Here is an 18,661-nt window from a genome sequence, read left to right on the forward strand (position 1 = left end):
GTGAACGGTTTCAAATAGTGGTAATATTTACTAGAACAACTTAGGTCATATGATGACCTAATGTATTTTGAACACAGAAAGTTGGGATATCTATGAGTGAAAGAAAGAGTAACGTACGATGGTTCTTCGCATTTGCGTTCTTTATTATTGGGGTTATTGCCTATATGGACAGATCTAACATCTCCTTAATTGCGGCACCAATGATGGAAGATTTACATATGACGAAGGCTCAGTTTGGTTTATTAGCAACATTCTTCTCAGCGGGCTATGCCATGATGCAAGTCCCATCCGGTATTCTTGCGGAAAAATTCGGACCGCGAAAAATGTTGACGATTGCGTTGATTTGGTGGAGTGCATTTACGATTTTAACTGGTTTAGTTAAGAACCACGGTTTATTATATACTGTGCGTTTCTTATTCGGTGTAGGGGAAGCGCCGATGTATCCATCAAACGCAGTATTCAACTCATATTGGTTTACTAAAAATGAAAAAGGGCGTGCATCTAGTGCGTTGCTTGCAGGGTCATATTTCGGTCCGGTTATCGCACCGATCGTGACAGTATGGATTGTAAGTTTATTTAACTGGCAAGCCGTATTCTATATCTTCGGGGCAGTTGGTTTTGTGATTGCGTTATTGTGGGTGATTATCGCAAAAGACTTACCTGAACAACATAAAATGGTTAACAATGCTGAAAAACGTTATATCATTCAAGGTCGTGACGTGGTTGATGCAGGTGAAAAACAATCTGCACCATGGAGCGCATTCTTTAAACATTTCAGTTTCTATGCGATTGCAGTTCAATATTTCGTAGTACAATTTATTGTTGGTTTATTCTTAATTTGGTTACCGACTTACGTAATGGAACAATATCATGTTAAATATACAGCATTAGGCTTATTGGCAGGGGTGCCATGGCTTGCGATGTTTATTTGCATCATGATTGCTGGTGCAATTTCAGATAGAATTTTACAAGCTGGCAAATCACGTTTTGTCGCTCGTGGTTCAATTGCGATTGTAGGTATGGTTGTCTTTAGTATTGGTTTATTATTCGCAATCCGCAGTGAAGTATTAGAAGTGAATATCGCTTGGTTAGCAGTATGCTTAAGCGGTATGGGTGTCACTACTGGTATGAGCTGGGCAGCAGCTGCTGACATCGGACGTAACTTCTCAGGTACAGTTTCAGGTTGGATGAACTTATGGGGTAACGTCGGTGCGATGTTAAGTCCATTAATCGCTGGTATTTTAGCTGATTTGATCGGTTGGACTTGGACATTACAATCATTAATTATTTTAGTTGCGATAGCTATATTAATGTGGTTCTTCGTTAAACCAGATAGTCCGCTTGTAGTCAATCGTTCTAAAATGTAAGCACAAGTATAAAATAAGATAGTAAATACAGGTCATGTTACGATGAATGAGAGAAAGGGTCTTATCAAGCGTAGCATGACCTTTTAATTTTATTATGGTTCGTTGAATTATTTTAGGGGAAAGAAAGTACTGGTAAAATATAGAAATTGGAGAGGGAAAATATGATTACAGTAATTGTTAAAACAAAAGTCAACGATATGAATTATGATAAATATACACAATTAATGGGACAATTAGTCGCAGCATCACAAGCTGAAGCATCAAATATCAGCTATGAACATTATGAAAATGCGAATATCCCAAATGCCTTTGCGATTATTGAACAATGGAGTTGTGAAGAAGGCTTTGAAAATCATAAGAAATCTGATCATTTCCAAGTGTATTGGCAAGAAATCGTACAACTTTGTCTAGATGAGCCAGAAATTATTGTCTTTGATAACCAAGAAACACTCACAGAAAATTAAGCAACAAATAAGGCAGGGCATGACTTTAGTGCTATAATAGGACATAAATAGACAAAGACATAAAGATGTCTGTCATGTCAAATCAGTAAGGAGAATGAAGAGTATGATTTACCAACATGGAACTTTGGCGACGTTAATGGCTGGAATGCTTCAAGGCACAGTATCTGTAGATGAGATGCTTGAACAAGGAGATATGGGCATCGGTACATTGACAGGTTGCGACGGTGAAGTCATTTTTATTAACGGTAACGCTTATCACGCAGATGAATACGGCGGTTTCAGACACTTAGACGGTCATGAGATGTTGCCGTTTGCGACCATTACGAAATTTGACCCTACACAGGCATTTGAAGTGTTGAATGTTACAACTCAAGATGAATTGTACGATCAAATTATGGAACGCATGAAGAGCCGCAACTTATTCTCAGCAATCCGTATCACAGGCAGTTTCAATCATGTCCATGTACGTATGATGCCGAAACAAGAGCCGCCATATACGCGATTAATGGAATCAGTGAATCGCCAACCAGAACACCATTATGATTATTTAAATGGTACAATTGTCGGTTTCTTCACACCTGAACTGTTCCATGGTGTTGGTTCAGCAGGTTTCCATTTACATTTCGTGGACCAAGACCGTACAGTAGGCGGCCATATTTTAGGCTTTGAATTAGAACGAGGCAGTGTAGAAATTTCTGATGCAGAAACGTTCGAGCAACACTTCCCAACTAAAGATGAAGCATTCTTAGAAGCAGATATTGATTACGAAAATATCGATGAAGAAATCAGAATGGCAGAATAAGCGAAACAACATCCTAACGTCAGGATATAATACTCGGGTATTATGTTCTGGCGTTTTTTATTTTCATATAGGACATGACCATCTGATAAATTAAAAGATAGATGACTTTAATATTTGAAAGGAGAAATCGTATGGCGCACTATATCAAGTCGCTATTTAAATTTAATAAACACAATGTGAATTACAGTAAAGGAATAAGACAAGGCTTATTGATGCTGACACCGTTACTGTTAGGATATCTGTTAGGTTACTTCCAATTTGGTTTATTAATAGCGACAGGGACATTGGCTAACATTTATGTCTTTGGCGGATCTGATAAATCTAAATTACGTATTTTATGGTGGTGTGCTGTCGGGTTTGCGTTATGTATTACATTTGGAACACTGACAGTTGCAACACCGTTGCTGTTTGGAATATTGTTGCTGCTTGTTACTGTTGTAGCATACTACATATTCAGTGCTTTAGAAATTCCTGGTCCTTCAGCAACTTTCTTCATTGTAACGTTTGCGTTACCGATTAACATGCCGATTGCGCCGGAACAAGCATTGACACGTGGCGTTTTTGTATTTATCGGCGGTATCTTTGCGTTAGCAGTTGTAGCAATACTGTTAAAATTACAAGAGAAAAATACACAAGAGCGTGCCATTGAAGCGGAGTATCAAAGCTTATTAAAACTTGTTAAAGAATACGCAGACAGTGAGAAATTCAAGAAAAATACTGAGCAGTTGGTCAATCAGTTTAAATCTACAGATAAACAGCTGATTACTTCTTTTACTTCTAATAAGAAACAATCTGAACAATTACATCGTTTATATTTACTGCATAATAACGCAGAAGGTATCTTTGCTGAATTGTTAGAGTTGAAGACTAAAGAAGTCGAAACATTACCAGATGTTTTAATTGAAATGATGCAGTATATTGAACGAAGTGTTTCTTCAAGGTTAGAAGAACAAGAAATCATGCAGTGGAGAGAAAAAATCGAGCTGCCGGTTAGCTTTCAACGTTTAGAAAAACAGATTTATCGTACAGATGAAATCTTACATAGTCCGACAGGTCAAATTGAATACGAAGCGAATCTAAGACAACCATTATACGGACAACAGTTAAAATATAACTTAACATTAGATTCACTCGTATTAATGAATACTTTACGTTACAGCATGATTATGGGTGCCGCTATCTTTATCGCGTTGATGTTTGATTTTGATAAAGCGTATTGGATTCCATTAACAGCACATACGATATTGATAGGGACGAATACGATTCATAGTATGGAACGTGCCGTTGCCAGAACAATTGGTACGTTTATCGGGGTCCTCTTATTGACCGTTATTTTATCCCTTCACCCGCATATGATTGTTAGTATTATTGTACTTGCGTTAAGTGCAACGATTACTGAAGTCATTATCGGTGCGAATTATGCGATAGCGATGATTTTCATTACAACGCAAGTCATTATGTTGAACGGCCTTGCATCAGGCAAGTTATCTATTTTAATTGCTTTACCAAGGGTTGTAGATGTAGTTATCGGTGTGATTATCGCGGTCATCGGTCTCTTAATACTAGGCAGAAAAAATGCATCGCAAACATTACCAGATGCGATCGCTGAAGTGGTTCGTTATGAAATGTCTTTCTTCTATTATGTCTTCTCAAGAAATGAACATTTAGCAAAACAAGCACCGAAGTTCAATGAATTAAAATTACGTATCAAACTAAGCAATATGAATAGTATGTACCAAAACGCACATGGTGAGTTATTTGCGGATAGTACAAAAATCAGTGCGTATTATCCAATTATCTTTGCGTTAGAAGAAATCAGCTTTATGTTATCAAGAGCGCAAAACAATCCAAAACCGCAAACGATTGATGATGTCGTTATGGGTCAGTATTTAATTGCGTTTGAAGGTATCGCGACGCACTTTGAACAACATGTACCGCTTTATCAAGGCACAGGCTTACCATCTTTACCGCAATATACGAATATTCGCACTGCGCTGTTGAATATCCAACAATATGCACGTTTAAGAAATTCAGACAAGATTGGAGATTCTCAATAAGTGGTATAGCAATATTAAGTGATATTGAAGAGGAGGGCGTTATATGCCTTGGACATTAGATGACTATCCAAATACTTGGAAGAACTTAGATAAGTTAGAACGCAAGAAAGCGATTGATATCGGTAATGCGATGTTAAAAGATGGTTATGACGAAGGTACATTGATTCCGATTGCGACAAAACAAGCTGAAGAATGGTATAAAAATGCGTCAAAAGAAGAACTTGATGAGTTGAAAAATAAAAATATTACAAGTCATCAAAAAGATAAAGACGCGCGTCCGGAATTAAATGAAAATGATGTCGAAGTCTATAAAGAAGATAACGAGTGGAAAGTCAGAACGCATGGTGCGAAACAAGCTGCAGATAGTTATGATAAGAAAGAAGAAGCGGTTAAACGTGCCAATGAAATCGCAGATAACCGTGGCACAAAAGTACATGTTAAATCTTAAATTAAGTGCACGATAATGATTATTTAAAACAGGACTTGGGTATTTTAAAAGTACCGATTCACAGTATGCAATATAATAAGAAACTGAGCGCGTTGCATAGTGAATCAAGGGAGCAACAGATACGTTATTATAGAAGAAAGCCTCTTAACAAATTGCGTTAAGAGGCTTTCGTTTGTCTAATATACTGTTGTTTATGCTTGTGTGATTTGCCATCCATAAGGTTCTGGTAGTTGAGACCAATCTTGATCGTATTCTTCTGTTGTTAGTAAGCATTCATCTAATGATTTTGTTAATGCTTCTTGGTCTAAGTCTGTACCGATAATCACAAATTGTGTATGGCGGTCGCCAAACTCAGGATCCCAGTTTTCACGCACATCTTCACGTTCATGCAAGATTTCACGTTGTTGTGCTTCAGACATTGCCGCAACCCAGAAAGTAACAGGGTGGATAGAGACTGAAGAACCTGCTTGTGACATTAAGCACGCCACATGATTATATTGTGCTAACCAAACAATACCCTTAGCACGTACAATTGTATTCGGCATATTTTCTAACCGCTTATGGAAACGTTCTGCGTGGAATGGCATACGACGTTCATATACAAATGAAGAAATACCGTATTCTTCTGTTTCTGGTGTATGTGTCGCATGGCCGCCTTCTGTTAATTCTTGAAGCCAGCCTGCAGAGTTTGATGCAGCTTCAAAGTCGAATAAGCCAGTGTTTAACACATCGCTGAGTTCAACTACTGAATTTTGTGTACGGATGAATTTCGCAGTTGGTTGTAATTTGCGTAAAATACCTTCTAGTTTGTTTAATTCTTCTTCTGAAACTAAGTCTGTTTTGTTTAAGACTAAAACGTCACAGAATTCGACTTGGTCAATTAATAAATCAGCAATAGTACGTTCATCTTCTTCACTTGTACCTTGATCACGGTCAACTAATAAATCTTCTGATTTGATGTCGTTGATGAAGCGGTTCGCATCAACAACAGTAACCATTGTGTCTAAACGGCAGATGCTTGTTAAATCGATACCAAGTTCTTCATCGATATATGAGAATGTTTGTGCGACAGGTACAGGTTCAGAAATTCCTGTTGATTCAATCACGATTTGATCAATGCCGCCACGTTTAACAATATTTTCAACTTCTTTTAATAAGTCTTCACGTAATGTACAGCAGATACAACCGTTAGAAAGTTCTACTAATTTTTCATCAGTACGTGAAATGCCCCCGCCTTCAATTACTAAGTCTTTATCAATATTCACTTCACTCATGTCATTAACAATGACCGCAATGCGTAAGCCTTCTCTATTTTGTAAGATATGGTTTAATAAAGTTGTTTTACCTGAACCAAGGTACCCACTCAGTACCGTTACTGGTATTTTAGCCATAAATAAATCCTCCTATTTATATATACACGCGTTTAATCGTAATTATTACGATTTATATTGTATAGAAAAAAAGAACGGTGCGCAAGGTGATGAACCTAAACTATGAATGTTTAAAAATAAAGAATTGTCTATTAAATATGCAGAGACTCGTTTTGTATCTTTTGAAAATTTATGCGCAAATATTCGTTTGTGAATTACAAATAATTAATTTTAACTACAAACTTCGTTATAATAAAGATGTCTGAAGAACGGGGGATTATTATGTATGTAGAGAGAAGAGAAACACTTAACCTTAATGCGCTTAAGGAAGATTTAAAACGTAATATCACAAAGTTTCAAGAACAAAATTATCGAATTGAAGAACTCGTGGACTTTGTGAGCTTACATCATTTGTATGCATCAGCGTTAGAAGAAGTCAGTACGAAGTTGAGTATTTTAGATAATGACTTCCAAATCTTATATGAACATAATCCAATTCATCATATGGAACGACGTGTTAAAGAAATCAGCAGTTTAGTACGTAAGCTGGAAACAAGGGGATTGCCAGTAACGACTGACTCTGCACGTCAAAATATTACAGATATCGCTGGAATTCGTGTGGTATGTAATTATTTGGAAGATATTGAAGTCGTAGCTTCTTTATTATTAAGACAAGCTGATGTTAAATTATTAAAACGTAAAGATTATATAGAAAATCCTAAAGAGAATGGATATCGCAGTTTACATCTTGTAGTATCAATACCGGTGTTCTTAACAGATACGGTTGAGTATGTACCAGTCGAAATTCAAATCCGTACGATTGGTATGGATATGTGGGCCAGCCTTGAACATAAATTACGTTATAAAAATGCGACAAATACAGAAGTTTATAAAGATACATTAAAAGAATGTGCTAAAGAGATCGAAACAGTAGAGTATAAGTTGCAGAAAATGCATGGAGACATTTTAAAACAGGTCAGCCATGAAGATTAATCGGAAAGAAGTTGAGTCTATGAAGATTCAACTTCTTTTTTTATGAAAAAATCAATGTAATGTACACAGAGGTACTCAGATGGTTGGTAAATTAGTTATTTGGTATATTTAACCGAAAAAATCCAAAAAAACTTAAAAAAACTTTGAAAAATGCATATTTAGTACTTGATTTATGCATAAATATGCGTTATAATTACATATGTAAGGTTGATAGAGGCGATAACTAAAGGAATTAAGTTATTTGACTTTAATTGACCAAATAATAATTATACAAATTTTAACTTGAAAACAAGACATGAAATTGCAAGGACACAATAGATAATGTAGAAGTAGAGAAATAAAAAGAACATGTAATATTAAAGTGTTTTGAATCTTTGACAAGGTGGGTATATTTGAAATGTAAGAAGTAGTTTATCTTGTCAACTAATTGAATATCCGAATTTAAAGCACTTATCTGTTAATAATATGACTCGCACAGCGAAAAAGTATTGTGTACTTGCCACAGGAAATAACATAAATGGAAGTGTAAAACAGTTATTTTAAGTCAGACAGAGATTCTTAAAATAATGGAATTTTACCAATTAACGGAGGTTATGAATATATGAATAACGGATTTTTCGGAAATGAATTTGACTCAATTTTTAGAAGAATGATGCAAGATATGCAAAATGCAGATGGAAATAAAAAATATTATATTAATGGTCGTGAAGTATCACCTGAACAATTACAAGCATTACAACAACATCAAGGTGGTCACCCTTCACAACAAGTACAAAGTGCACAACCAGGACAAGCTGGCGGTGGACAAGGCGGCGAAGACTACTTAGAAAAAGTAGGCCGTAACTTAACTGAAGAAGCAAGACAAGGCTTATTAGATCCAGTAATCGGACGTGACAAAGAAGTTCAAGATACTGCAGAAGTATTAAGCCGTCGTAATAAAAACAATCCAATCTTAGTCGGTGAAGCTGGTGTAGGTAAATCAGCAATCGTTGAAGGATTGGCACAAGCAATTGTGAAAGGTAATGTACCAGCAGCAATTAAAGATAAAGAAATTATCTCAGTAAACATTTCTTCATTAGAAGCAGGTACTCAATACCGTGGTGCTTTCGAAGAAAACATTCAACAATTGCTAGACAGCGTTAAAGAACGAAAAAATGTCATCTTATTCTTTGACGAAATTCACCAAATCATCGGATCAGGTTCTACTGGCGGAGATTCAGGCAGCAAAGGCTTATCTGATATTATCAAACCAGCATTGAGCCGTGGTGAAATTTCAGTTATCGGTGCAACTACTCAAGACGAATATAGAAACAACATCTTGAAAGACCCAGCTTTAGCACGTCGTTTCAACGAAGTAGTCGTTAAAGAACCATCAGCACAAGATACAATCAAAATCTTAGAAGGTGTTCGTGAAAAATTCGAAGAACACCACAATGTAACATTACCTGATGATGTATTGAAAGCTTGTGTAGACTTATCTATCCAATACGTGCCACAACGTTTATTACCAGATAAAGCATTAGATATCTTAGATATCACAGCTGCACATTTAGCTGCACAAAATCCTGTAGTAGACAAAGTGGAAGTTGAAAAAGAAATTAAAGAATTAGAAGATAAAAAATCTAAAGCAGTCAGCGAAGAAGCTTATTCTGATGCAGACAAATATCAAAAAGAAATCAAAGAATTACAAGACAGACTTGAATCAGGTCATGGTGAAGGTTCAACAGCAACTGTTCAAGATGTAGCAGACACTGTAGAACGTATGACTGGTATTCCAGTATCACAAATGGACGACAATGATATTGCTCGTTTGAAAAACATTTCTAAACGACTAAAAAGCAAAATCATTGGTCAAGATAAAGCAGTAGATATGGTAGCTCGTGCCATCCGTCGTAACCGTGCAGGTTTCGATGAAGGTAACAGACCAATCGGTAGCTTCTTATTCGTAGGTCCTACTGGTGTAGGTAAAACTGAATTAGCAAAACAATTATCAATCGACTTATTCGGTAATAAAGAAGCGCTTATTAAATTAGACATGAGTGAATACATGGACCGTACAGCTGTATCTAAATTGATTGGTACATCTGCTGGTTATGTAGGTTATGATGATAACTCTAATACTTTAACTGAAAAAGTTAGACGTAACCCTTACTCAGTCATCTTATTCGATGAAATCGAAAAAGCGAACCCACAAATCTTAACTTTATTACTACAAGTGATGGATGACGGTAACTTAACAGACGGTCAAGGTAATGTCGTGAACTTCAAAAATACAATCATCATCTGTACTTCAAACGCAGGTTTCGGTGATGAAGATGAAAAAGATCGCGAAGCATTAATGGACGACCTTAAAAAATTCTTCCGTCCAGAATTCCTTAACCGCTTCAACGGTATCGTAGAATTCGTTCATTTAGACAAAGATGCATTACAAGATATCATCAACTTATTATTAGATGATGTTGCTGATACACTTGATAAAAAAGGTATCTCACTTGAAGTAAGCCAAGATGCTAAAGATTGGTTAATTGATCAAGGTTACGATGCAGAACTTGGTGCACGTCCATTACGTCGTGTGGTTGAAAGAGAAATTCGTGATCGTATCACAGACTACTACCTAGAACACACAGATGTGAAAGACATCGAAGTAACACTTGATGGCGATGACATCTTAATCAACGGTGAAAAAGTAGATTCTCTATAATCCACCACGATTGAATAATTGAATCACATTTAAATTTCACGCTCTCATCTATAGAAATATGGATGAGGGCTTTTTTATTACTTTCTTGTAAGCGATTGCAATCTTCGAAACTTTGTATTAATATACTTGTATACAAGTATGTAGAACGAAAAGAGGTGCGTGATGGAAAAACAATATCCGAAACAATGGTTAGCGAATATGACAACAGGGGAAACAGTTGCGGCTGAGTTACGTTTGAAGATTATCAATGGTGAATTGACATCAGACGATGCCTTGACTGAAAATCAAGTCGCTAAACAATTCAATGTCAGTCGTTCTCCTGTGCGTGATGCGTTTAAATTATTGAAACAAGATCAATTGATTCGTTTAGAACGTATGGGGGCAGATGTCTTAACGTTTGGAGAAGCTGAACGTCGTGAAGTGTATGATTTACGCATTATGATGGAATCTTTTGCGTTTGCGCGTGTTAAAGATGAAGAACGTGCAGCGTTAGCTAAAACTATGCGTAAGCATTTAGAGATGATGAAAGTAGCGGTACAGTTTGAAGATGCAGAATCTTTTACTGAACATGATATTTTGTTCCATGAAGTGTTAATTCATGCGACGAAGCACCGTTATTTACTCAGCAGCTGGAATAATATTAAACCTATTTTATTGTGTTTAATATTGTTATCGATGCGAGATAGAATGCAGATGGACCCTGATGATTTTGAAAGAATTCATGCCAACCACGAAGTATACGCACAAGCCGTTGAACATAACGATACGACATTATTACGCGATGCATTCCATCGTAATTTTGATGATGTCGGAGATTATATCAGCGCATTATTTTTAGAGAAGAAATAAGGAGGTCAAACCATGCAGTATATGATTGGAGTCGATATTGGCACAACGAGTACGAAAGCTGTTCTTTATGATGAAAATGGTCAATATTTGTTAAAACATAATATTGGTTACGACATGCAGACACCAGATGTCGATACCTCTGAAGAAAATCCAGATGAAATTTTTGATGCCGTTTTAATGACGATTAAAGCAGTCATACGAGAAGGCAAAGTAGGACCAGATGATGTGAAGTTAATCGCATTCAGTGCACAAATGCATAGCTTAATTGCGATGGGCAACGAACAAAAACCATTAACACAAAGTATTACTTGGGCCGATAACCGCGCAAGTCGACACGCTGAAGAAATTCGTCAACAACATCACGGACACGAAATCTATAAACGTACAGGGACACCGATTCATCCAATGTCGCCGTTATCTAAAATCTATTGGTTGAAAGATGAGCATCCAGAGATTTATCAACAAGCGACAAAATATATTGATATTAAAAGTTATGTCTTATACCAACTTTATGGACGCTATGTGATGGACCATTCTATCGCTTCAGCAACAGGTATGATGGACCTTGAAACATTGACATGGGATATACCAGCATTAGATTTGCTTGGGATTACACCAGAACAATTACCAGAACTTGTGCCGACAACATATATCTTAAAAGGAATGAAACAACGCTATGCGACACTATTAGGTTTAAACAAAGAAACACCTGTAGTTATCGGCGCAAGTGATGGCGTATTGTCAAACTTAGGTGTGAACAGCTTCAAGAAAGGCGAAGTAGCGGTTACTATCGGTACATCAGGTGCGATTCGTACTGTGATTGATCATCCAAGAACAGATGAGAAAGAACGTATTTTCTGTTATGTCTTAGATGAAGGACAGTATGTGATTGGAGGTCCAGTAAATAATGGCGGTATTATTTTACGTTGGTTGCGTGATGAATTGCTTGCGAGTGAGGTAGAAACAGCGAAACGTCTTGGTGTCGATCCTTATGATGTTTTGACAAAAATCGCAAGCCGTGTAGAACCAGGTGCGAAAGGTCTGATTTTCCATCCTTATCTTGCAGGTGAACGTGCACCTTTATGGAATGCGGATGCAAGAGGTTCGTACTTTGGTTTAACGTTATCACACCAAAAAGAACATATGATTCGTGCAGCGCTTGAAGGTATTTTATACAATCTGTATACCGTTTATCTTGCGTTAATTGAGATGATGGGTGAAACACCAACGGCCATTAAGGCAACAGGTGGTTTTGCGAAAAGTGAAATGTGGCGCCAAATGATGTCGGATATTTTTGACACGGATTTAATTGTACCTGAAAGTTATGAGAGCTCTTCTCTTGGTGCGTGTGTTCTAGGACTGAAAGCATTAGGAGAGATTGAAGACTTTTCAATTATCGAAGACATGGTCGGGACAACACATGCACATCAACCGAACCAAGAAGCGGTAGAGATTTATCAGCAATTGATTAGTATTTATATTGATTTGAGTCGTAGTTTGGCTCCGCAATATCGTAAGATCGCAGATTTCCAAAGAAAACATTTATAAAAACAAAAAGCCATGAGCCACTGAGAAAAAGCAGTTGAAGTGTCTACCTATAATTATTAAGCACTTCAGCTTTTTCTTTGACTACTGATGTAAACGCTGTCAGTAAAGGTGCTCATAAGGAAAGCGAGGAAAAGTTATGTTTACAGAAATTTGGCCGTTAATCACGGTGGTCATTGGTATTTTAATTTTATTAGCACTCATTATTGTATTGAAGTTGAACACATTTATTTCCTTAATTATTACATCAATGGTCACTGCGTTGACGTTAGGTATGCCGTTAGATAAAGTCGTTGAAACCGTCGAAAAAGGGATGGGCAGCACGCTTGGACATATCGCAATTATCTTCGGTTTAGGTGCAATCTTAGGTAAGTTGCTCTCTGATGGTGGCGGTGCAACACGTATCGCAGATACCTTAATTGATAAATTTGGAGAGAAACATGTCCAATGGGCAATGGTTGTCGCTGCCTTTGTGATCGGGATTGCGTTGTTCTTCGAAGTTGGACTTGTACTATTAGTTCCTTTAGTCTTTACTCTAGCAAAACGTACGAAAGTATCTCCGCTTAAAATAGGATTGCCGATGATTACTGCGTTATCTGTAACGCATGGCTTCTTGCCACCACACCCTGGTCCAGTCGTTATCGCGAAAGAATTACATGCTTCATTAGGTGAAGTATTATTATATGGTTTCATTATCGCGATTCCAGTTACGATTATTGCAGGTCCGGTATTCGGTAAAATTGCACAAAAATTAACACCGACTGCTTATACAAGAGAAGGTGACATTTCATCATTAGGTGCACAAAAAGAATTTAAAGACTCAGAGATGCCGGGCTTTGGTATCAGTGTGTTAACTGCGACACTTCCTGTTATTTTGATGTTAATCGCTACAGTTGTTCAATTGATTACAGGGAATGTAGACAATTCTAAAAATGCATTTATCGGTATTATCAACTTTATCGGTACAGCTGATACAGCGATGTTGATCGCGGTACTCTTTGCGATGGTTACAATGGGTATCCGACAAGGCCGCAACAACAAAGCGATTATGCAGTCTGTAACAGATGCGATTTATCCGATCGGTATGATGATCTTGATTATCGGTGGCGGCGGTACGTTTAAACAAGTACTGATTGATGGCGGTGTCGGTGATACAATTGCGAAGATGTTCGAAGGCTCAACGATGTCTCCGATTTTACTAGCATGGATTGTTGCGGCAGTTCTACGTCTTGCGTTAGGTTCTGCGACAGTTGCGGCAATTTCAACAACAGGTATTGTATTACCGTTGCTTCAAGCCAGTGATGTCAATGTCGCATTAGTTGTGCTTGCGATTGGTGCCGGCAGTGTGATTTTATCTCACGTTAACGATGCAGGATTCTGGATGTTTAAAGAGTACTTCGGTTTAACAATTAAAGAAACATTCTTAACTTGGTCATTACTTGAAACGATTATTTCTGTTTCAGGACTTATCTTTATTTTATTCTTAAGTTTATTTGTATAGATTTAGAACGCACGTGTCTTTCATTAGATGCGTGCTTTTTTGTTATAGTAAAGATGAAGAGGTGAAGACCATGACACGCATTGTGATAATAGAAGATATTTCGCTTACCGCAAAATACATATTAGAGACTTTGAATCCGGGACACTATGAAATTGTTGTTGTATATGATTCAAATCGAGAACCTGATCAATACCCAGGTATAATTTATCAACCAATGGATTATTTAGACTTAGCACATTGGCAAAAATACATAGAAAAAGAAGATATCGTGCTGATGAATGCATTGCCTGAAATGTTTGGAGATGGTTTGTGGCATGGTAAGCCTCATGTCCTACGTCAATTGATTAAAGATTATGTATGTGCGGCTGGACCATTTGAAGTGATTGAGTATCATGACATTATCGCATATCAAAAAGTGAAGACGAAACAAGCTGCGTCACTTCAACAAATGTCGGTATCTCAAGACTATACAGCTCATCAAAGTATTATTGCTTATGCGCATTACTTAAAGAAAATGTCTTTAGGTCTTATTCAAGTGAAAGGACAACCTGAACGCTTTGATATTCACTTACTCAATATGAAACGTCCTTTGATTGCGATGAATCAAGTGCCATTAACGCATGGTGTCAAACTTACGCTTCAAGCAAACAGCTTGTTGTATCAACCTAAAAGTAACGCCTCAGCTTTTTATTTTATTCAAAAGCAACAATCGCTATGTACCTGTTTAACGCATTTTACGCCGCGTTTATCTTGGCGCATTTATCAATCTACACAAGCAGTGATACATGAATGGGTGATGCGAGGATTTCGCAGTTATTTAAGACGATTAAATCAGGGTAACGAGAAGTGAAACAAACATAAAACAAACAATCACATTTAGAAAGGAAGAGGAACATGGAACGTCGCTTATTTGAGTTGTTGAAATGGTTAGTGGAACATCCTACAGAAAGTCCGCCAGCACGTAATACAGATCCGTTGCAAATAGAAATACAGAATTACTTAGAAGGATTAGGCTTTGAAGTCAAACGTGAGCCTTTATATGAGAATGACAGTATAGTGGTTGGTGTATTAGCGGGTGAAAATAAGGATGCACCGAAGTTGATATTAAACGGTCATGTAGATGTCGCAAATGTAGAAGATCCTAAACATTGGCAATATCCGCCATTTAAATTAACTGAAGTAGATGATGCAGTGTATGGTCGAGGTGTCAGTGATATGAAAGGCGGCATGGCTTCGCTCTTTTATGTCTTAGAACAACTGCATGCACAAGGATTAAAACCAGAAGGTGACATCATTGTACAATCGGTTGTGGGAGAAGAAGTCGGAGAAGCAGGTACTAAGACGGCATGTGAATTAAGTCCCAAAGCTGACTTGGCATTAGTATTAGATACAAGTGATGCACAAGCGTTAGGGCAAGGTGGCGTGATTACCGGCTGGATTACAATTCAAAGTAAAACGACAATTCATGATGGTGCACGCAGCCAAATGGTACATGCAGGCGGTGGCCTGCATGGAGCGAGTGCGATTGAAAAGATGGCTAAAATCATTACAGCGTTAAAAGAGCTAGAACAACATTGGGCAGTTATGAAATATTATCCAGATATGCCTGCAGGTGCTAATACGATTAATCCAGCGGTTATTGAAGGCGGTCGAAATCCTGCCTTTATCGCAGATACTTGTCGTTTATGGATCACAGTTCATTTCTTACCGGATGAAGATTATCATGAAGTGATTAAAGAAATTGAAGCGTATTTAAATCGTGTGGCTGAAGCGGATGTCTGGTTAAAAGATAATCCACTTCAATTTGAATGGGGCGGTACTTCTATGATTGAAGACCAAGGTGAAATCTTCCCAAGCTTCACACTGCCAGTAGAACATGAAGGTTTCAAAACCTTAGCAAAAGCCCATGAAACCATTCATCACACACCGCTTGAGACAGGTATGTCCACAACAGTGACAGATGGTGGTTGGCTAGATGATTACGGTATTCCGACGATATTGTATGGCCCGGGATTATTAACAGAAGCACATAGTGTGGATGAGAAAATCAATAAACGAGATTTAACGGAGTATAGTGCGGTATTATTGGAATTCTTAAAAGATTGGTATCAACATCCTCAGTCAGCATCAACCATGAAAAAGCAGTAGGCAGAAGAAAATAGAAAAAAGAAATGAATAAATGAAAAGACCCGCGGCTTGCGGGTCTTTACTTATTTCTCACACTTTATTGATATGAGACTTATCTTAAGATTTAAATGTATTTTTTAAACGTGAAATCCAATTACGTCTTGGTTGAGACGTACCCTTGGGACGCGCCTCAGTAAATGGTGTTTTGTGTTTGATAGCTTTTGCTAATTCAACTGCTTGATGCATCAAGTAAAGTTGTGAATTTAAAGGCAGTTGATTGTTGTTAACGTAATGGTAGACGCCATTCTTATCTTGATAACGACCTTTTTGGTTATCAGATAATTGTAAGTTCACAAAGTTTAATAAGCGTTCTCTGATTTTCGCATCATGAACAGGGAATAAAATTTCTACACGTTTAATCATGTTACGTGTCATCGCATCTGCTGATGATAAATAGATTTTTTCATCTCCATTGTTATGGAAGTAGTAGATACGTGAATGTTCTAAGAAACGACCTACAATACTTACAACTTCAATATTGTCGCTCACGCCTGGAACACCAGGTTTCAAGCAGCAGATACCACGGATAATCAATTGAATTTTAACACCTGCTTGTGATGCTTCAAATAACTTTTTGATAATCGTTTTATCTGTTAAAGAGTTCATTTTCATAATGATATGGCCATTGCCATACTCTTGATGATTTTTGATTTCAGTTTCGATACGTTCTACGAATACATCACGAATATCAAACGGTGCTACAATCAATTCATTGTAGTGAGGTTTGATTGAATAACCGCTTAAGTAGTTGAAGAAGTTGATCGCATCTTCAGCAATACCTTTATGTGTTGTGATGATACCCATATCTGTATAGATTTCCGCTGTTTTATCGTTATAGTTACCAGTACCTAAGTGTACAAATGGTACAAGACGACCTTTTAAACGTTTAACCACTAATGTAATTTTACTGTGTGTTTTCAGATGTGTCATACCGTAAATTACATGACAACCTGCATCTTCTAACATACGTGCCCAATGGACGTTGTTTTCTTCATCGAAGCGGGCTTTCAATTCAACAAGAACAGTGACTTGTTTACCTTGTTCCGCCGCATATTTCAAACTTTTGATAATCGGTGAATCTTTGCTGACACGATACAATGTTTGTTTAATCGCAATTGTATCAGGATCTTCAGCAGCTTCACGGATGAAGTCGACAATCGGTTCAAATGATTCGTATGGGTGATGGAAGAAAATGTCACGTTTTAGCGCTAAATCATAGACATCATTGTAACCTAATGATTCAGGAATTTGCGGTGTATAACGGTCATAACGTAAGTTTGGCAGTTGCGGTGTTAAATAACCAACTAAACCAAATACCATTGTTAAATCTAATGGACCATCCACAAAGTAAACATCATCGTCATGAATTTCTAATTGTTCTTTTAGACCTTCAATGTCTAATTCATTTGTATTACGTGAATCAACTTCTAGACGTACAGCTGAACCGCTTTTACGCATTTTCAAGAAACGTTCGATTTCGATTAATAAATCTTCAGCACCGTCTTCATGAATCGTTAAGTCAGCATTACGTGTAATACGGAATGTGAAAGTTTTTCTGATGTCATAACCTTGGAAGAGGAATTCAATGAAATAATCGATTACATCCTCAACCATTAAAACGTATTGTTTATCTTCATCTTTTAAAATCATGAAACGATCAATTAACGATGGAATTTGAACAATTGCTGTATTTGTTGTTTCATCAGTATCTAATTCCACAAAGATATTCAAACTTTTATTAACAAGCTTCGGGAATGGATGATATGCATCAATGCCCAGTGGTGTTAACGTCGGTAAAATATTATTTTTGAATTCTTGTTCTAATTCATTTTGTAACGTTTCATTTAAATCTTGTGGTTTGGTAGTAATCACATTATATTCGCGTAAACGATTCGTCAATTCGTTATAGCGTTCGTACTGTAAATCAACAAGTGGCGTATTTTTTTCTTTTATAGCAGCCAGTTGTTGTTTAGGTGTCATTTGAGATTTGTTCTCGGGTTTGTTGAAGTTCATTTTAACTTGGTCTTGCAGCCCAGCTACACGGACCATAAAGAACTCGTCTAAGTTAGATGCGAAAATCGCAATAAAATTTAATTGTTCTAATAAAGGATTTGTTTTGTCGCTCGCTTCTTGTAAGACACGATAGTTGAAGTCGAGCCAGCTTAATTCTCGGTTATTGTAAAACTCTGGTTTGTTGAGATCTTTTTCAACGACTTGATTTTCCATAATGACCACCCCATGGTAAGTAAATAGACTTTATTTAAATAAAAAAATTGAAATGACTATGTTCTGTGATGTCATTCAGAGATGTCAGTAATTGCAATTTAAATTTTATATTGAACGCTCAAGTGCAACTTGTTGTATAACTTATATCATT

13 protein-coding genes and 1 pseudogene are annotated in these 18,661 nt (G+C 37.1%); 12 read left to right on the plus strand and 2 right to left on the minus strand.

The features are described from left to right. The first annotated feature begins 92 nt into the window (after positions 1–92). The 5 genes from HMPREF3270_RS07970 to HMPREF3270_RS07990 all read left to right on the plus strand — a co-directional run bounded on the left by HMPREF3270_RS07970 (position 93) and on the right by HMPREF3270_RS07990 (position 5,138). Positions 93–1,367 carry a pyruvate MFS transporter gene (locus HMPREF3270_RS07970; RefSeq protein ID WP_002479798.1) on the plus strand — a complete coding sequence of 425 codons (1,275 nt, stop codon included), beginning with the start codon at positions 93–95 and terminating at the stop codon, positions 1,365–1,367. A gap of 161 nt (positions 1,368–1,528) precedes the next feature. Continuing rightward, entirely contained in the window at positions 1,529–1,831 is a 303-nt protein-coding gene (locus tag HMPREF3270_RS07975; RefSeq protein ID WP_002479797.1) for a putative quinol monooxygenase, read from the plus strand. 94 nt (positions 1,832–1,925) lie between these two features. After that, complete coding sequence (gene budA / locus HMPREF3270_RS07980; protein ID WP_031262481.1) at positions 1,926–2,633, plus strand: acetolactate decarboxylase; 708 nt, start codon at positions 1,926–1,928, stop codon at positions 2,631–2,633. Between the two features lie 131 nt (positions 2,634–2,764). Further along, positions 2,765–4,690, plus strand: coding sequence for an FUSC family protein (locus HMPREF3270_RS07985; protein ID WP_070848181.1), 1,926 nt, complete (start codon positions 2,765–2,767; stop codon positions 4,688–4,690). A 43-nt stretch (positions 4,691–4,733) separates the two neighbouring features. Beyond that, positions 4,734–5,138 carry a DUF2188 domain-containing protein gene (locus HMPREF3270_RS07990; RefSeq protein WP_002479794.1) on the plus strand — a complete coding sequence of 135 codons (405 nt, stop codon included), beginning with the start codon at positions 4,734–4,736 and terminating at the stop codon, positions 5,136–5,138. Positions 5,139–5,329: 191 nt separating this feature from the next. Here the strand turns inward: HMPREF3270_RS07990 and HMPREF3270_RS07995 are convergent, their stop codons facing one another. Further along, on the minus strand, positions 5,330–6,529 hold the full coding sequence (locus tag HMPREF3270_RS07995; RefSeq protein ID WP_070867238.1) for a GTP-binding protein: 1,200 nt from the start codon (positions 6,527–6,529) through the stop codon (positions 5,330–5,332). A 261-nt stretch (positions 6,530–6,790) separates the two neighbouring features. Here HMPREF3270_RS07995 and HMPREF3270_RS08000 point away from each other — a divergent pair, with 261 nt between their 5' ends. The 7 genes and pseudogenes from HMPREF3270_RS08000 to HMPREF3270_RS08030 form a co-directional block, all read left to right on the plus strand. Continuing rightward, positions 6,791–7,501: a GTP pyrophosphokinase gene (locus tag HMPREF3270_RS08000; RefSeq protein ID WP_002479792.1), complete on the plus strand. Its 711-nt coding sequence runs from the start codon at positions 6,791–6,793 to the stop codon at positions 7,499–7,501. Between the two features lie 601 nt (positions 7,502–8,102). Then, positions 8,103–10,202, plus strand: coding sequence for an AAA family ATPase (locus HMPREF3270_RS08005; RefSeq protein WP_002479791.1), 2,100 nt, complete (start codon positions 8,103–8,105; stop codon positions 10,200–10,202). A 162-nt stretch (positions 10,203–10,364) separates the two neighbouring features. Then, positions 10,365–11,051, plus strand: a complete 687-nt coding sequence (locus tag HMPREF3270_RS08010) for a GntR family transcriptional regulator (protein WP_070848180.1) — start codon at positions 10,365–10,367, stop codon at positions 11,049–11,051. A 12-nt stretch (positions 11,052–11,063) separates the two neighbouring features. After that, positions 11,064–12,599 (plus strand): gluconokinase, encoded by a 1,536-nt coding sequence (gene gntK / locus HMPREF3270_RS08015; protein WP_057509981.1) that lies wholly within the window; start codon positions 11,064–11,066, stop codon positions 12,597–12,599. A gap of 136 nt (positions 12,600–12,735) precedes the next feature. Then, positions 12,736–14,097: a gluconate:H+ symporter gene (locus HMPREF3270_RS08020; RefSeq protein ID WP_070848179.1), complete on the plus strand. Its 1,362-nt coding sequence runs from the start codon at positions 12,736–12,738 to the stop codon at positions 14,095–14,097. 70 nt (positions 14,098–14,167) lie between these two features. Then, complete coding sequence (locus tag HMPREF3270_RS08025; protein ID WP_070848178.1) at positions 14,168–14,947, plus strand: hypothetical protein; 780 nt, start codon at positions 14,168–14,170, stop codon at positions 14,945–14,947. Positions 14,948–14,988: 41 nt separating this feature from the next. Continuing rightward, positions 14,989–16,245: pseudogene (locus HMPREF3270_RS08030) on the plus strand (acetylornithine deacetylase); the annotation flags it as partial. Between the two features lie 96 nt (positions 16,246–16,341). Here the strand turns inward: HMPREF3270_RS08030 and HMPREF3270_RS08035 are convergent. Beyond that, on the minus strand, positions 16,342–18,510 hold the full coding sequence (locus HMPREF3270_RS08035) for an RNA degradosome polyphosphate kinase (protein ID WP_002479785.1): 2,169 nt from the start codon (positions 18,508–18,510) through the stop codon (positions 16,342–16,344). Positions 18,511–18,661: the final 151 nt, after the last annotated feature.

It is taken from the genome of Staphylococcus sp. HMSC65H10 (assembly GCF_001839185.1).
Taxonomy (GTDB): Bacteria; Bacillota; Bacilli; order Staphylococcales; family Staphylococcaceae; genus Staphylococcus; species Staphylococcus simulans.